Origin of the sequence: Amycolatopsis sp. NPDC004625 (genome assembly GCF_040609695.1) — a bacterium.
In the GTDB taxonomy this organism is placed as follows: Bacteria; Actinomycetota; Actinomycetes; order Mycobacteriales; family Pseudonocardiaceae; genus Amycolatopsis.
The window spans coordinates 106,281-122,672 of record NZ_JBEXKX010000031.1 but is presented as its reverse complement, the minus strand read 5'-3'; the positions used below and the strand labels follow the sequence as shown (position 1 = coordinate 122,672).

Here is a 16,392-nt window from a genome sequence, read left to right as displayed (position 1 = left end):
GCGACAGGTTGTCAAGGCATCTTTCCCGCCTTGACAACCTGTCGCCGGCCGTAGTCACAATCAAGCTTCGGGGTGGCACCCCAGAAGGAATCAGCCCTTCAGCAACGAACGAGCCATGACAACCTTCTGAATCTGGTTCGTACCCTCGTAAATCTGCGTGATCTTGGCATCCCGCATCATCCGCTCAACAGGAAAGTCCCGGGTGTACCCGGCCCCACCAAACAGCTGAACGGCATCAGTCGTAACTTCCATCGCGATGTCGGAGGCATAAGCCTTGGCAGCGGAAGCCATGAACCCGGCCCGCTTGTCCCCCCGCTCGGAAGCAGCAGCAGAGGCGTACACGAGGTGACGAGCAGCCTCGATCTTTGTCCCCATGTCGGCCAGCATGAACTGAACACCCTGGAACTCGGCGATCGACTTCCCGAACTGCTTACGATCCTTCACGTAAGCAACAGCAGCATCAAGAGCACCCTGGGCGATCCCCAGCGCCTGAGCACCGATCGTCGGCCGGGTGTGGTCCAGGGTACGAAGAGCCGTCTTCAGCCCAGTCCCCGGCTCACCGATGATCCGATCCTCGGGAATAGTGCAGTTCTCGAAGTAGATCTCCCGAGTAGGAGACCCCTTGATCCCCAGCTTCTTCTCCTTCGGCCCCACCGAGAACCCGGGATCATCCTTGTGAACGACAAAAGCCGAAATCCCGTTGGCCTTCTTCTCGGCCTCAGGATCGGTAACGGCCATAACGGTGTACCAGGACGACTCGCCGGCATTGGTGATCCAGGCCTTGGTCCCGTTCAGCACCCAGTGATCCCCGTCAAGCCGAGCCCGGGTCCGCATGGAAGCGGTATCCGACCCGGCCTCCCGCTCCGAAAGGGCATAGGACGCCGAAGCCTCACCGGACGCAATAGAAGGCAGAACGAGCTTCTTCACGGACTCCGAAGCCGACAGGATGATCGGCTGAGTACCGAGCTTGTTCACCGCAGGGATCAGCGAAGCGGAAGCGTCAACCCGAGCCACCTCTTCGATCACGATGCAGGCACCGACCGCGTCAGCACCCTGCCCGTCGTACTCCTCACCGATGTGGACGGCGTTGAACCCCGACTTCACGAGCGCGTTGTACGCCTCGATCGGATAACGCTCGTTCTCATCGACCTCCGCCGCGTACGGCGCGATCTCCTTCTCGGCCAGGGCCCGGACCGCGGCCCGCAGCTCCTCGTGCTCCTCGGCAAGCTGGTACAGGCCGTCGGTCACTTCCGGTCACCTTCTCTGCAACGTCGGGAGGGGGTTCAGTCGATGTTAGCGCTCGTTCACCTGCGTCGTCCTTGTGGCGTTGACCGCAGAATTCGTATGGTCGAGTGATGCCGATCACCGCGCCGACGACGCCGCCCGGTCTGCCCGCCTCCCTCGACTACCCCGACGTCCCGGTCGGTTCGATCCTGGCGGCGGGTGCCGCGCGCTGGGGCGACCGGACCGCCTTCGCCCACGACGGCCGCAGCCTCACCTTCGCCGAGACGTACCGCGCAGCCTGCCGGTTCGCCAACGCGCTGCGTGAGCGCGGCATCGGCCGCGGCGACGTCGTCGCCCTGCACCTGCCGAACTGCCTGGCGTTCCCGGTCGCCTACTACGGCACGCTGCTGGCCGGCGCGACCTTCAGCCCGGCGAACCCGCTGCTCCCGCCGGACGACCTCGCCTTCCAGCTCGCCGACTGCGAGGCCGCGGCGGTGGTGACGTTCGGCCCGGTCGCGGGCGCGCTGGCGAGCGTCGCCGACCGCATCCCGGCCCGGTTCACCGTGGTCGTGCACCCCACGGGCGACCTGCCCGCGGGCGCCACCGAGTTCGAGGCGTTCGGCGCGGACCAGCCGGAGACGCGCCCGTCCGTCGAGTTCGCACTGGCCGACGACCTGGCCCACCTTGCCTACACGGGCGGTACGACCGGCCGGTCGAAGGGCGTGCGGCTGTCGCACCGCAACGTCGTGGTCAACACCCTCCAGCACGCCTGCTGGGGCTCGGGCTCGGTCCCGGCGCTCGACGCGCACGGCGACGTCACGCTCGACCAGGTCGGCAGCGAGGACGAGTGGCCGACCCGGCTGGGCACCGGGGTCGCGATCAACCTGACGCCGTGGTTCCACGCGATGGGCATCATCGGCGGCCTCAACGCGGCGGTGATCGCGGGCACGACGATCGTGCTCCACTCCAGGTTCGACCCGGCGGCGTACGTCGCCGACGCCGAGCGGCTGCGCATCACCGGCATCGGCGGCGCCCCGGCCCTGTTCGCCGCGCTCCTCGCGACGCCGTCGTTCCGGACGGCCGACCTGACGTCGGTCCGGTCGATCGGTTCGGGCGCGGCCCCGATGAACCACGCGATGATCAACGCGCTGCGCGAGCGCTTCCCGGACGTAGTGGTCTCCGAGGGCTACGGCCTCACCGAGGCGACGATGGGCGCGGTGATCTCGCCGACGTACCGGTCGGGCACCCGCAAGGTCGGCTCGGTGGGCATCCCGATCTTCGACACGCAGGTCAAGATCGTCCCGGCCGAGGGCGGCGAGGACCCGTTGCCGCCGGGCGAGAAGGGCGAGGTCTGCCTGCGCGGCCCCCAGATCATGCTCGGCTACCGCAACCGCCCGGAGGAAACGGCGGCCGCCCTGGTCGACGGCTGGCTCCACACGGGCGACATCGGCATCCTCGACCCGGACGGCTACCTGTCCATAGTGGACCGCAAGAAGGACATGCTGCTGTACAAGGGCTACAACGTGTTCCCCCGCGAGCTGGAGGAGCTCCTGATCACGATGCCGGGCGTCGCGGCGGCCGCGGTGGTCGGCCGCCCGGACACCGAGGTCGGCGAGCTCCCGGTCGCCTTCGTCGTCCCGCGCGGCGAGCTGAACGCGGCCGAGCTGATGGCCGCGGTGAACGAGAAGGTGCTGCCGTACAAGCGGTTGCGGGAGATCCACGTGGTCGAGCAGATCCCGGTTTCCGCCGCGGGGAAGGTGCTCAAGCGCGAGCTGCGGCAGCAGCTGATCGGCAACCTCGACGGCTGACGGAGTCCCCCCGCGCCGCCCTTCGCGGCGGCGGCGGGGGCGGGGGCCGCGGGCTAGTGGCCCGTCTTCTCGCGCAGGGCCGCGTCCTTCTCCAGGACCAGCTTCTCCAGGTCCGCCTGGAACCGCGCCATCTTCGCGCGCAGCCCCTCGTCCGACGCCGCCAGGATGCGCACGGCCAGCAGGCCGGCGTTGCGCGCGCCCCCCACCGAGACCGTGGCCACCGGGACACCGGCCGGCATCTGGACGATCGACAGCAGCGAGTCCATCCCGTCCAGGTACTTCAGCGGGACCGGGACACCGATCACCGGGAGCACGGTCGCCGACGCCACCATGCCCGGCAGGTGGGCCGCGCCGCCCGCGCCCGCGATGATCGCCTTCAGGCCCCGGGACGCCGCCGAGGTCGCGTAGTCCAGCATGCGCTGCGGGGTCCGGTGCGCCGAGTAGACGCCGACCTCGTACTCGACGCCGAACTCGTCCAGCGCCGCACCCGCCGCCTCCAGGACCGGCCAGTCCGAGTCGCTGCCCATGATCACGCCCACCTGCGGCGCCATACCCGTCACTCCCTAGTGGATCTCGTAGCCGTCGAGCCAGACGGCGTGGGACAGCCAGTGCGCCGACAGCAGCGCGCGGTTGCGCAGGTCCTCCATGCGCTCGCCGGTGAAGTTGACGTGGCCGAGCTTGCGACCGGGCCGCTCCTGCTTGCCGTAGAGGTGCACCCGGGCCTCCGGGTACCGCGCGAACAGGTGGTGCAGGCGCTCGTCCGGCCCCATCTCCGGCAGCTCGGACGCGCCCAGCACGTTCGCCATCACGCACGCGGGCGCGATCAGGTCCGTCCGGCCCAGCGGGTAGTCGAGCACCGCCCGCAGGTGCTGCTCGAACTGCGACGTGCGCGAGCCGTCCATCGTCCAGTGCCCGGAGTTGTGCGGGCGCATCGCCAGCTCGTTCACCAGCAGCCCGGTGTCCGTCTCGAACAGCTCGACCGCCAGCAGGCCGGTGACGTCCAGCGTCGACGCGACCCGCAACGCCAGGTCCTGCGCCTCGTGCACGCGCGAGTCGTCGAGCCCCGGCGCCGGCGCCAGGACCTCGGTGTTGATGCCGCCCTCCTGGACGGTCTCGACCACCGGGTACGCCGCGCCCTGGCCGAAGGGCGAGCGGGCGACGAGCGCGGACAGCTCCCGCCGCATCGCCACCTTCTCCTCAACCAGCAGCGCCGTGCCCGCGTCGAGCAGCTCCGGCACGGTCTCACGCGCGTGCTGCGCGGTGTCCAGCATCCAGACGCCACGGCCGTCGTACCCGCCGGTCGACGCCTTGAGCACCACCGGCCAGCCGTGCGCGCCGCCGAAGGCCAGCACGTCGTCCACAGTGGACACCTCGGCGAACGCCGGGCCCGGCACGCCGAGGCCGGCCATCATCTCGCGCATCACCAGCTTGTTCTGCGCGAAACCGAGCGCCGTCGGCGCCGGCCGGATGACGAAGCCCTCCATCGCCAGGGTCAGCAGGTGCTCGCCCGGCACGTGCTCGTGGTCGAAGGTGAGCACGTCGACCGAGGCCGCGAACTTCCGCAGCGCGTCGAGGTCGGTGTGGTGCCCGAGGGTGACGTCGCCGGCGACGAGCCCGGCGGCTTCGTTCTCCCCCGCGGCGAGCACGCGCAGGGACTGGCCGAGGGAAATCGCCGCCTGGTGGGTCATCCGGGCCAGCTGGCCGCCGCCCACCATGCCCACGACGGGCAGACCGGTGTGTTTGTCCATAGCGCCAGTCAGCCTAAACGGTCACGACCTGGGGTGACCGCCGGACCAGCCGAAATTCACGCGCCGCCAGCCCGAGGATCCCGGCCGCCGCCGCGAGGACGTAGAGGTTGCCCAGGACCGACCAGCCCAGGCCCCAGCCGAACTCCCGGTCGCCGCCGTTGGGCACCAGCATCACGATCTGCGAAGCGAACAGCAGCGTGACCGCCGCCGCAGCCCACCACCGCGCCTTGACCACCAGCAGCGTGATCAAGGGCACGCACCAGACCCAGTGGTGCGACCACGACACCGGCGACAGCAGCAGCCCGTAGAACGCCGTCACGAGCAGCGCGCCCGCCTCCTCGCCACGCCGGTGCAGCCGCACGACCAGCCACACCGCGGGCACGGCCAGCACCGCCGCCACCCCGACCGCCGCCACCAGCGACCACGACGCCAGCGAAGAAGCCCGGTTCACCAGCCCGTTGAGCGACTGGTTGAAGATCCAGTGCACCGACCCGACCCGGCTCGGGTCGGTCGCCGAATCCCGCCAGAACCGCGCCGCGTCGACCGGGATGACCGCGAACATCACCGCTTCGAGCGCCACGAACGTGCCCAGGGCCCGCAGCCCGTCCTTCCACCGGCCCGTGAAGAACAGGTGCGGCACGAAGATCAGCGGGGTGAGCTTGATCGCCGCCGCCACGCCGATCAGCACGCCCGCCCAGCGCGACCGCCGCGCCGAGAGCACCAGGACGTCCAGCACCACGAACGCCATCAGTATCAAGTTGATCTGGCCCAGGAACAGCGTCTTCCACACCGGTTCCAGCGCCAGCGCGATGACCGTTCCCGCCGGCAGGGCCCACCGGCTTCTTCCCAGAAGCGACGAGCCCCCCGGCGGCGACGAAACCACCGTGATGACGACCATAAGACCGACCACCGACAAAAACGTGATCACGCCCCAGACCAGGCCGGACGGCACCAGGGCGAGCGGCAGGAACAGCGGCGCCGCGGCCGGCGTGTAGGTGAACGGCAGCCGCACCCAGTCCGGCAGCGCGGTCAGCACGTCCCGCGTGTAGAGCGGGTCGCCGTGCACCAGCGTCAACGCCCCCGCGCGGTAGACGGCGCTGTCCGCGCCCAGGTGCCAGCCCGCCAGCCAGGCGACCACGCCGAAGGCCAGGACCAGCAGCGCGATCCCGCCGGCGGCGAGGCGTCCGGCGCGCGCCTCAGACCCCGGCGGGGACGTCGGCATCCGCGGCCGCCTTCTTCCGCGCCCGCCGCTGCAGGCCCCAGCGCAGGGCGAGCGCCGCGGCCAGCACGACCGGCATCAGGATGTAGGCGTCCCCCAGCACGTTCTGCCACACCTTCCAGTGCAGCTCGACGTTGCGGCCGTTCGGCAGGATCAGCAGCACGCAGCTGACGAACACGAACGCGACCAGGCCGGTCCCGACCCAGCGCTTCCACGCCGTCTTCGGGGTGGTCTTCGGCAGCCGCGAAACCAGCAGCACGATCAGCGGGATCACCCACACCCAGTGGTGGGTCCACGAGATCGGCGAGATCAGCAGCGTCCAGAACGCGGTGACGAGCAGCGCCGCCAGCGCCTGGCCCTTGCGGTGGAAGCGCACCAGCAGCCACAAGGCCGGGATGGCGAGCAGGAAGCCGATGCCCATGGCCGCCTTCGACGCCCACGGCGCCAGGTCGGTGGCCCGGTTCATCAGCGCGTTCAGCGACTGGTTGCCCGCCCAGTGCACCGGCCCGATCCGGCCGGTGTCGGGCAGCGTGACGGTCCAGTACTTCGCCGCATCGTGCGCGTTGATCAGGAACATCAGGCCCTGGAGCAGCACGAACGTCGCCAGCCCGCGCAGCGCGTCCTTGCGGCGGCCGGTGATGAACAGGTGCCCGAGGAACACCAGCGGCGTCAGCTTGATGGCCGCCGCGACGCCGACCAGCACGCCGCCCCAACGGCTGCCGCGGGCGCCGATGACCAGCATGTCCAGCAGGATCATGGCCATCAGGATCAGGTTGATCTGGCCGAGGAAGATCGTCCGCCACACCGGCTCGAGGCCGAGGAAGACCAGGAAGAACACGATGGTCGAGCGGGCGGGCGAGGCCCACCAGCGCGGCCCGTCGGCGGGCGGGCGGGGCAGCGCGCCGATCGCGATCCGGATCGACAGCGCCATCGCCCCCAGCGAGACGGCCGTGATCAGGCCCCACGAGATCTGCGTCGGGAACGCCGCGAGCGGGACGAAGATCAGCGCCGCCGTCGGCGGGTAGGTGAACGGCAGCAGCGCCCACCACGGCTCGTTGGGCAGCGTGTTGGCGTCGTAGAGCGAGTCGCCGTGCAGCAGGGTCAGCGCGCCCGCGCGGTAGACCGCGCTGTCCACGCCGAGCACCCAGTCGTGCTGCCAGCCGTAGATGCCGTACCCGATCGCGACCAGCGGGATCACCGACAGGATCAGGATCGACCGCGGGCGGACGGAGAGGCGGGCGAGTGACTTCCGCAGGGCCAGGCGGTGCTGGGATCTGGCCGCGACTTCGCCGTCGACGTCGGTGGGTACGGTCCGGGTCACCCCATCAGGAAATCATGACCGGCCCCGTCCAGGTCAGAAGGGTCCTGGCGAAACCCGACTTTTCCGGCGTTCTACGCGCGCGCCAGGTGGGCCAGCAGGTCGCAGGCCAGGTCGTGGGTGGCCGGCAGCCGCACCGCCGAGACGCGCGGGCGGCCGATGTCGGCCAGCTGCGCGTCGACCGACAGCCGCTCGTGCAACGCCCGGCGCAGCGCGACGCCGTGCGAAGCGACCCGCTCGTCCTTCGGGACCAAGGCCGCGACGACGGACGGCCCCAGCGAAGCGACGCTCTGGCCGCTGTCGAACACCGCCCGCAGCGCGTCCGCGACCAGGATCATCCCGGTCAGCCGCGGGAACCCGGCGACGGCGGTGAGGTCGAGCGAGACGACCAGCAGCACGTGGTCCTCCGCGGCGGGCCGCTCGCGCGCGGCGGCGGCCTGGTAGACCTCGGCGAGCCGGGTGCGCAGGTAGGCGGCGGACGGCAGGCCGGTCAGCGGGTCGGTGACCTCGGTGTGCACGAGCTGGTCGGTGGCGACGTCCGCCCAGGCCAGCGCGGTGGTCCGGACCAGCCGGGCCGGTGCGGCGTCGACGTCGGGCGCGACGAACCCGTCGCCGTCGTGGCCGAAGACCGCGTGCAGCGCGGCCAGGTCGGCGAGGGTCTCCGCGAGCCCCGCCCCGGCCGCCGCGCGGGCCCGGGCCAGCCCGGCCAGCGCGGTTTCGGCGGCCTCGACGCGGCCCTTGGCCATCACGGCCGCGCAGACCGCGTCGACCTCGGGCAGCGCCCAGTCGTTGGGGAACCGCCAGCCCGCGGCCAGGCTCGCCGTGCGCCACCGCGCCCGCAACGCACGCAGCGGGGCATCGCGGTCGGGCTTGGCGGGCGGAGTGTCACCGGCGCCGGAGCGCGTAGCCGGAACATCCACTGGCCACCCGCCCCTTTCGTCCGGTTCGCAACGATCTTGCTCGGTGCTTCACGGTGAGGACGTCGCCTGACGGACACCGTGACGCGTACTGACCAGTTTTTGTCTCGCGGCTTTCCCCGGCGGACACCGGGGGTGGGTGATTTTGCTCCGCCGTCGGAGTCATCACCCCGACCACGACGTGACCAGCCGGAGAGGGTCAGTCACACTGGTCTCGCGTCCCGGATCCGCCTGTAATGGCAGGTCCTGGCTCTAGCCGACCGAGGAGTGCCGTGTCCACCGTTCCCGCCGATCTCAGCGGAAAGAGTGACGCCGAGCTGATTGCGGAAGTCCGCTCCGGGCAGCTCGCTTCGTACGGGACACTCTACGAACGGCACACCGGCGCGGCGCACAACCTGGCCCGTCAGCTGGCCCGCTCGAGCTCCGAAGCCGACGATCTCGTGTCCGAGGCGTTCGCCAAGGTGCTGGACACGCTCCGTGGCGGCAAGGGCCCGGACACCGCCTTCCGGGCGTACCTGCTGACCGCGCTGCGTCACACCGCGTACGACCGCACCCGCAAGGAACGCCGGGTCGACCTCAACGAAGACATGACCGAGGTCGGCGGGGCCGCGGCCGAGGCGCTGACCGTGCCGTTCTCCGACACCGCGGTCGCCGGGCTCGAGCGGACGATGGCCGCGAAGGCGTTCGCCCGGCTGCCGGAACGCTGGCAGGCGGTGCTCTGGCACACCGAGATCGAGCAGCAGAGCCCGGCCGAGGTCGCCCCGCTGCTGGGGCTGACCGCGAACGGCGTCTCCGCGCTGGCCTACCGCGCCCGCGAGGGCCTGCGCCAGGCGTACCTGCAGGTCCACCTGCAGGAGAACGCCGAGGAACGCTGCCGCGCGTGCGCCGAGCGGCTCGGCGCGTGGACCCGCGACGGCCTGTCGAAGCGGGAACGCGCCCAGGTCGAGAACCACCTCGACGAGTGCGAGAACTGCCGGGCGCTGGCCGCGGAGCTCGCCGACGTCAACGGCGGCCTGCGCGCGATCATCGCCCCGATCGTCCTGGGCGGCGCGGCGCTGGGCTACCTCGCCACCATCGGTGCCGCGAAGGCGAGCGCGGCCACGGCGGCGGCCGCGGGCGCGGCGGCCGCCGGAGCCGCGGCGGCCGGCGGCAAGGCCGGTGCGGCCGCGGGTGCCGCCGCCGCGGGGCCCCGCCAGTTCGCCGGGGTCGCCGCCTCGGGCGCGGCGGTCGTCGCGGCCGTCGTCATAGCGCTCACCGCGGGCGGCGGGGCGCAGGAGATCCCGGTCGCCGCCCAGCAGCCGCCGCCGTCGGCCCAGCCGGCCCAACCACCGGCCCCGAAACCGCAGCCGCCGGTCCCGCCCGCGCCACCGGCACCGCCGGCCGCGCCCGCCACACCGCCGGTCGAACCCGCGGCACCGCCGGTCGAGCCGCCCGCACCGCCGCCGCCCGCCCCGCCGGCACCCACGCCGGCCCCGCCCGCCCCGGCGCCGCCGTCGATGTCCGCGACGACCCCGCCGGACGGCGTCGAGCTCAGCCCGGGCACGGCGGCGAACCTGCCGATCACCGTCCGCAACGACGGCGGCAGCCCGTCCGAACCGGTGGCCGCCGCGCTGAACCTGCCGCGGGGCGTGCACGCCGTCGACACCGGCGGGGGCGGCGCACCGATGGCCCGTGCGCAGGCCGGCAGCCCGATCTCGGTGAACTGCCCCGGCGGCGACGGCACGGTCGTCTGCAAGACCGGCTCGGGCCTGCAACCCGGCCAGAGCGCGACGCTGAACTTCCGGCTCCAGGCCGACGAGGACGCCGAAGGCGGCACGGTGACCGGCTCGGTCACCGCCGGCGTGCACATCTCCGTCAACGTGAGCGTCAAGGTCACCGTGAAGCAGCCGCCGGACGCCGTGGTCCTGGAGGCGCAGGGTGACGGCCTTTCGGCGTTCCCCTGGACCCGCAACCCGCTGGTCTACGTGCGGGTTCGCAACACCGGCGAGACGACGAAACCGGTCACGGTCACCTTCGACCACCCGCTCTGGCAGTGGTGGAGCCTGCGCGCCTTCCCGTGCACCCCGGACGGCAACGGCGCCAGCTGCACGACGAAGAGCGCGCTGGCGCCGGGCCAGCACGTCAACCTGTGGGTGCGGCTCAAGGGCCGTCCCGAGGGCGGCCGGGTGACGATCACCGCCCAGCTCGGCAAGGCGGCGGCGAAGCCGGTCACCATCGACTTCGGCTGCTTCCTCCGCTGGTGCGACCACCACCCGGTGCCGACGACGACGCCGTCGACCACGCCGGCCAAACCCACCAAGCCGACGCCGTCGAAACCGACGCCGACCCCGCCGGCGACGACGAAGCCCGAGCCGACGACCGAGCCGTCGACGTCGACGACCACCACGAGCGCGCCCCCGCGGCCGACCGGCAAACCGGGCGACCGGCCACCGACCGTCAGCCCCGAAAAGGCGTTCGGCTGGCTGACCGGTTAGCGGCGGAATTTTCGCCGCCGATCCGGACATTCACGGCAGCCGGACCGCCTGGACCACTGGCCACCGCGGAGTTCTCCTAGACTGCGTGGTGTGACCGTTGTGGAAACCGTGCTCAAGCGCACGCCGGAACCACTGCGTTCGGTGCTGATCAAGCACCGGGAGCTGCTGAAGTTCGCGATCGTGGGCGGCACGACGTTCCTCGTCGACAACGGGGTCTGGTACACCCTGAAGCTGACGGTGCTCGAGCCGAAACCGACGACGGCGAAGGCGATCGCGATCATCGTCGCGACCATCGTGTCCTACATCCTCAACCGCGAGTGGTCCTTCCGGACCCGCGGCGGGCGCGAGCGGCACCACGAAGCGGCGTTGTTCTTCGTCATCAGCGGCATCGCGGTGGGGGTCAACCTGATCCCCCTGATCGTCTCGCGGTACGTGCTCGACCTCGAGGTCCCGCACGTGACGTTCCTGGTCCAGGAGGTCGCGGACTTCCTCAGCGGCTCGATCATCGGCATGCTGCTGGCCATGTTCTTCCGCTTCTGGGGCTTCAAGAAGTGGGTGTTCCCGGACGAGCTGGGCGAGCGGCGGCGGGACGGCGAATCGGCCTCCCGCATCGGCTGAGCAAAAGTACTTGTCTTCTGACATGTAGTTGTTTACTGTCATCCATGTCAGTTGTTCCTCCGTGATGACGCCGCCCGGGTTCGGCCGGGCGAGCGGGACGATTCGAGGTGGTTTCCGAGCGCGAAGAGGTCGCATCCGGCCGCGGATGACGATGGAGCCTTTTCCCGACTCGACGGGACGTGCCTGACGCACGTCCGCCTCATCCGTCCCTTCTCCACGAGGACATTCCTTGACCACAATCGCGCCTCCGCGCGCCCAAAAAACCGCCCTTACCGGCCTGTTTCTGTCCGTTTTCCTCGGCATGCTCGACGCCCAGGTCGTCGCCACCGCACTCCCCCGGGTCGCCGGCGAGTTCGGCGGGACCGGTGCCTACGCCTGGGTCACCACCGCCTACCTGCTCGCCGGCAGCGTCACCGCGCCGCTGTCCGGCAAGCTCGGTGACGTCTTCGGGCGCAAACGCGTGCTCCTGGGCGCACTGGCCCTCTTCCTGCTCGGTTCGCTCGCCTGCGGGTTCGCACCTTCGGTCCCGGCGCTGATCGCCGGCCGGGTCCTGCAGGGCGCCGGCTCCGGCGGCATCTTCGTCTCCGTCGGCGCTTCGCTCGGCGAAATGTTCACGCCTCGCGAAGGCGCGAAGTACTTCGGGTGGTTCTCGATCTGCTTCGCCGTCTCTTCGCTCGCCGGTCCGGTCGTCGGCGGCTTCCTGACCGGCATCGCCGGCTGGCGGTCGATCTTCCTGGTGAACCTGCCGCTCGGGCTTGTCGCCCTGGCCTGCCTCACCGCGCTCGACCTGCCGAAACGGCGCCGGGAAGCGCCGTTCGACTTCGCCGGGGTCATCCTGCTCGGTGTCGCGATCACCGGGTTCACCCTGCTGACGCCGTGGTCGGCCGCCCTCGGCGCCGCGGCCGCGGTCGCGTTCGTCTTCGTCGAGCGCAAGGCCGAAGCACCCGTGCTGCCGCTGCGCCTGTTCCGCGACCGGACGTTCAGCGTGTCGGTCGTGCTCAGCGTGTTCGCCGGGTTCGCCTTCCTCGGCTCGGTCAACTACATCGCGATTTTGCTGCAGGCCGACGCCGGCCCGGCCGAAGGCGGGCTGCGGCTGGTGCCGATGACGCTCGCCGTGGCGGGCGCGTCGGTCGTCGCGAGCAGGGTCATCGCCCGCACCGGCCACTACCGCTGGGCACCGCGGCTGAGCATGGCCCTCGGCCTGCTCGCGGTGCTCGGCCTGCGCACCCTCGACGGCCTGCCCGCCATCCTCGGCTGCCTCGTCGTCTTCGGGGTCGCGGCCGGGCTGAACCTCCAGGTCCTCGCCATGGCCACGCAGAACACCGCGCCACCGGCCGACCGCGGCGCGGTCGCCGCCGGCGTCAACCTCGCCCGCACGCTCGGCTCGGCCCTCGGCCCGGTCGCACTCGGGGTCGCCTACCAGGCCGGCAGCACCCACGGCGTCTTCCTCGCCCTGCTGCCCGTGCTCGCCCTGGGGCTCGTCACGGCGCTCGCCCTGCCCCACATCCCGCTCCACCGCTAGGAGAAACCATGATGATCTTCGTCCTCGGCGCCACCGGCAAGGTCGGCCGCGCCCTCGTTCCCGCCCTGCTCGACGCCGGTGCCGGCGTCCGCGCCCTGACCCGCGACCCCGCGAAGGCCCGCATCGATCCGCGCGCCGAAGTCGTCCGAGGCGACCTCGACACCGCGGACCTGCCCGCGCTCCTGGACGGCTCGGACCGCGTGTTCGTGCTGACCCAGGGCCATAGCGCGGACCGCGAAGCGGCGGTGGCCCGAGCCGCCGCCCGGGCCGGCGTCACCCACCTCGTCAAGCTGTCCACCACGGGCGTCCACTTCGGACAGACCGATCCGATCACCCGCGCCCACGCCGAAGCCGAGGAGGCGATCCGCACGGCCGGTCCGAAGTGGACGATCCTGCGGCCCGGCGCCTTCATGGACAACCGGTTCGCGTGGGTGGGCTCGGTCCTCGAGGAGAACGCCGTGTACGTCCCCGAAGGCGACCCGGCGTCCGCGCTGGTGCACGTCCGCGACATCGCGGAGGTCGCGACGCTCGCCCTCACCACGTCCGCTCACGAAGGCGCGACCTACGAGCTCACCGGCGGCGAAGCCCTGACCACCGAAGAACAGGTCGCCGTCCTGTCCGACGCGATCGGCCGTCCGGTGAAGTACGTCGAGGAGCCGGAAAGCGCGGCTCGCGAACGGATGATGCGGCGCTACGGCTGGCCCGCCGAATCCGTCGACGGCTTCTTCGCGCTCAAACGCGAGTCCGCCGCCCACGAGCACGTCGTCTTCGACACCGTCGAACGCGTGCTCGGGCGGCCGGCACGCACGTTCGTGGCCTGGGCACGGGAGAACGCGTCCGCGTACCATCACCAGGAGTGACGGGGCGGAGGTGAGGGCGGATGGGCGACCTGCGCGTCCTCGTCGTGGACGACCACCCCCTGTTCCGGATGGGCGTGAGCACGCTGCTCGCCGCCGAACCCGGGATCGAGGTCGTCGGCGAGGCCGCCGGCGGAGCCGACGCCGTCACCTCCGCCGCCGCCCTGCGCCCGGACGTCGTGGTGATGGACCTGCACCTGCCCGACCTGTCCGGGATCCAGGCGGCGCGGCACATCGTGGCCGCGAACCCGGGCACCGGCGTGCTGATGCTGACGATGGCCGACGAAAGCGAGTCGGTCTTCGCGGCGATGCGCGCCGGCGCCCGGGGTTACCTGCTCAAGGACGCCGAGCCGGACGAGATCATCCGCGCCGTCCAGGCGGTCGCCCGGCGGGAGGCGATCTTCGGCCCCGACATCGCGAACCGCGTGCTCGCCTTCTTCACCCAGCCGGCGGCCACCGAGCCGGTGTTCCCCGAGCTGACCGGGCGCGAGCGCGAGGTGCTCGCGCTGATCGCGGCCGGGCACAGCAACGCCGTCATCGCCGGCACGCTGTGCCTGAGCCCCAAGACCGTGCGCAACCACATCTCGAACGTCTTCGCCAAGCTGCACGTCGCCGACCGGGCCGAGGCGATCGTCCGGGCCCGCGACGCCGGCCTCGGCCAGTCCTGAAGGGCAGCCCACCCGGGCAACATCGGGACGCCGGTCCCATGCGCCCGGGACACCGGAGCGGGCAGGCTGGGCCGGCACCGTTTCGAGGGGAAATGGGGGAACGATGTTCGAATCCGACCGGACGCCGGTGGTCGTCCGCGCCACCGATCCGATCCTGCACAACGGCGTCTGCATGACGCTGCGTTCGCGCGACGACGTCCGGGTGGTGGACGGCGACCCGCCCGACCCGGCCCTGGTCGCGCTGCTGGTCACCGACCGGCTCGACGAACCGATGACGCGGCTGCTGTCCACCCTGCACCACCAGGGTTTCACCAAGATCGTGCTGGTCGCGGGCGAGGTCGACGACAACGAGATCCTCAACGCCGTCGAGCACGGGGTCTGCGCGGTCGCCCGCCGCACCGACGCCGGGCCGGAGGTGCTCGTCCGGTTGGTCAAGGCGGCCGCGGCCGGGGAAGGCGCGCTGCCGCCCGACCTGCTCGGCCGGCTGCTCACCCGGGTTTCGCGGCTGCAGCGCCAAGTGCTGCAGCCGCGTGGCCTGCGTCTGGGCGGCATGAGCGACCGGGAGACCGAGGTGCTCAAGCTCGTCGCGTCGGGGTACTCGACGCAGGAAATCGCCGACGAGCTGTGCTACTCGCAGCGCACGGTGAAGAGCATCCTCCACGACGTGACCAACCGGTTCCAGCTGCGCAACCGGTCGCACGCGGTCGCGTACGCGCTGCGCGAGGGGTTGATCTAACGCGGGACGCGCTCGGCGGGCCAGCGCACTTCGGGGACGTCGCTGGGCCGGGGCACCTTGAGGAAGAGGCTGAACACGGCCGGACGGCGGTTCGACAGTTCGAGGCGCCCGCCGTCCGCCTCGACCAGGGCCCGGGCCAGCGCCAGCCCGACGCCCGTCGAACCGCCGCCGGAGAACCCGCGTTCGAAGATGTGCGGGGCGAGCTCGTCGGGGACGCCGGAGCCGGTGTCGCTGACCTCGATCACCACCGTGCCTTCGGCGTCGCCGCGGCGGGCGATCAGGGTGACCGTGCCCGAGCCGTGCCGCAGCGCGTTGTCGAGCAGCACGCCGATGACCTCGCGGAGCCGGCCGGGCGTAGCGCGGGCCATCAGCCCGTCGGCCACCCGCGTGCGCAGGTTGCGGCCCTCCGAGCGAAGGAGCTCGCGCCACTCCTGCGCCATTTCGGGCAGCTGCGTGGGCAGGTCCACCGGTTCCGCGCCGACCTCGCGCGCCGCGCGGGCCGCCGCCAGCAGCTCGTCCAGGGCCTCGGCGAGCCGGTCCGCCTGCTCCTGGGCGGCCTTCGACTCGTCGGCCACTTCGTCGTCCGGGTGCACGGTCAGCGGTTCCAGCCGCAGCTGCAACGCCGTCAGCCGGCTGCGCAGCTGGTGCGAGACGTCCCCGACGAGCTGGCGTTCGCGCTGCACGAGCTGGGCCAGCGCGGTGCCGGACGCGTCCAGGGCTTCGGCGACCATGTCGAGCTCGCCGACGCCGTAGCGGCTCGGGTCGGGCCGGAAGTCACCGCCACCGAGGCGGGCCGCGCGCTCGGCGACGTGCCGCAGCGGCTTCGCGAGCCGCCGGGCCGTCGCGATCGCCACCACCGCACCGGTGGCCACCGAGAGCAGCACCAGCAGCACGACGACCAGCGTCACGGTGGTCTGCCGTTCGTGCATCGGGCCGGCCGGGACGGCGATCTCCACCTTGCCGTCGCGGGCCAGGTCGGCCGTCTCGGTGACGGTGTCCTGGCCCGGGCTGCTGCCGTAGCGCTTCTCGGTCTGACCGCTGGCCCGGACGGTGAGCAGGCCGTTCGCCGGGACCGCCGCGCGCACCTGGTCGAGGTCGATCTCCTGGCCGTTGGCGATTTCGGTGTCGAGGATCGCCGCTGCCGCGCGGGCGTTCTCCGCGAGCGTCTCGCGGTAGCTCGACTCGATCTGCCAGCTCGCCACGATGCCCAGCGGGATGCCCAGCACCGCCGCGGTGACCGCGACGGCCAGCAGGATGGCCAGCAGGATGCGGCGGCGCACGGC

At 71.7% G+C, this 16,392-nt stretch carries 14 protein-coding genes; 7 read left to right on the top strand and 7 right to left on the bottom strand.

Going from position 1 to position 16,392, the window contains the following annotated elements; all coding sequences use genetic code 11:
* Positions 1-90: 90 nt before the first annotated feature.
* Entirely contained in the window at positions 91-1,248 is a 1,158-nt protein-coding gene (locus ABZW17_RS30800; protein WP_354822024.1) for an acyl-CoA dehydrogenase family protein, read from the bottom strand.
* A gap of 107 nt (positions 1,249-1,355) precedes the next feature.
* On the opposite strand from ABZW17_RS30800, the gene ABZW17_RS30795 reads away from it, so the two are divergent.
* On the top strand, positions 1,356-3,032 hold the full coding sequence (locus ABZW17_RS30795; RefSeq protein WP_354822021.1) for an AMP-binding protein: 1,677 nt from the start codon (positions 1,356-1,358) through the stop codon (positions 3,030-3,032).
* Positions 3,033-3,085: 53 nt separating this feature from the next.
* Here ABZW17_RS30795 and purE read toward each other — a convergent pair whose 3' ends face one another.
* From purE to ABZW17_RS30770, 5 genes are all read right to left on the bottom strand, one after another.
* Positions 3,086-3,583, bottom strand: a complete 498-nt coding sequence (gene purE, locus ABZW17_RS30790) for a 5-(carboxyamino)imidazole ribonucleotide mutase (protein WP_354822018.1) — start codon at positions 3,581-3,583, stop codon at positions 3,086-3,088.
* Between the two features lie 12 nt (positions 3,584-3,595).
* Entirely contained in the window at positions 3,596-4,780 is a 1,185-nt protein-coding gene (locus tag ABZW17_RS30785; RefSeq protein WP_354822015.1) for a 5-(carboxyamino)imidazole ribonucleotide synthase, read from the bottom strand.
* A 13-nt stretch (positions 4,781-4,793) separates the two neighbouring features.
* Positions 4,794-6,002: a glycosyltransferase 87 family protein gene (locus ABZW17_RS30780; protein WP_354822012.1), complete on the bottom strand. Its 1,209-nt coding sequence runs from the start codon at positions 6,000-6,002 to the stop codon at positions 4,794-4,796.
* Positions 5,977-7,320, bottom strand: a complete 1,344-nt coding sequence (locus tag ABZW17_RS30775) for a glycosyltransferase 87 family protein (RefSeq protein ID WP_354822009.1) — start codon at positions 7,318-7,320, stop codon at positions 5,977-5,979. The genes ABZW17_RS30780 and ABZW17_RS30775 overlap by 26 nt, the downstream gene beginning before the upstream one ends.
* 71 nt (positions 7,321-7,391) lie before the next feature.
* Positions 7,392-8,237: a GGDEF domain-containing protein gene (locus ABZW17_RS30770; RefSeq protein WP_354822006.1), complete on the bottom strand. Its 846-nt coding sequence runs from the start codon at positions 8,235-8,237 to the stop codon at positions 7,392-7,394.
* A gap of 269 nt (positions 8,238-8,506) precedes the next feature.
* Here ABZW17_RS30770 and ABZW17_RS30765 point away from each other — a divergent pair, with 269 nt between their 5' ends.
* The 6 genes from ABZW17_RS30765 (at position 8,507) to ABZW17_RS30740 (ending at position 15,109) form a co-directional block, all read left to right on the top strand.
* The gene (locus tag ABZW17_RS30765; RefSeq protein ID WP_354822003.1) at positions 8,507-10,708 is read left to right on the top strand and encodes a sigma-70 family RNA polymerase sigma factor; all 2,202 of its coding nucleotides are present in this window, start codon (positions 8,507-8,509) and stop codon (positions 10,706-10,708) included.
* A gap of 90 nt (positions 10,709-10,798) precedes the next feature.
* Complete coding sequence (locus tag ABZW17_RS30760; RefSeq protein WP_354822000.1) at positions 10,799-11,326, top strand: GtrA family protein; 528 nt, start codon at positions 10,799-10,801, stop codon at positions 11,324-11,326.
* 229 nt (positions 11,327-11,555) lie between these two features.
* Positions 11,556-12,848, top strand: coding sequence for an MFS transporter (locus ABZW17_RS30755; protein ID WP_354821997.1), 1,293 nt, complete (start codon positions 11,556-11,558; stop codon positions 12,846-12,848).
* An 11-nt stretch (positions 12,849-12,859) separates the two neighbouring features.
* Positions 12,860-13,708, top strand: a complete 849-nt coding sequence (locus ABZW17_RS30750; protein ID WP_354822045.1) for an NAD(P)H-binding protein — start codon at positions 12,860-12,862, stop codon at positions 13,706-13,708.
* A 20-nt stretch (positions 13,709-13,728) separates the two neighbouring features.
* Entirely contained in the window at positions 13,729-14,373 is a 645-nt protein-coding gene (locus tag ABZW17_RS30745) for a response regulator transcription factor (protein ID WP_354821994.1), read from the top strand.
* A 103-nt stretch (positions 14,374-14,476) separates the two neighbouring features.
* Positions 14,477-15,109 (top strand): response regulator transcription factor, encoded by a 633-nt coding sequence (locus tag ABZW17_RS30740; protein WP_354821991.1) that lies wholly within the window; start codon positions 14,477-14,479, stop codon positions 15,107-15,109.
* On the opposite strand, the gene ABZW17_RS30735 is transcribed toward ABZW17_RS30740, so the two are convergent.
* Positions 15,106-16,389, bottom strand: coding sequence for an ATP-binding protein (locus ABZW17_RS30735; protein ID WP_354821988.1), 1,284 nt, complete (start codon positions 16,387-16,389; stop codon positions 15,106-15,108). The two genes, ABZW17_RS30740 and ABZW17_RS30735, sit on opposite strands and share 4 nt — an antisense overlap.
* Between the last annotated feature and the right edge of the window lie 3 nt (positions 16,390-16,392).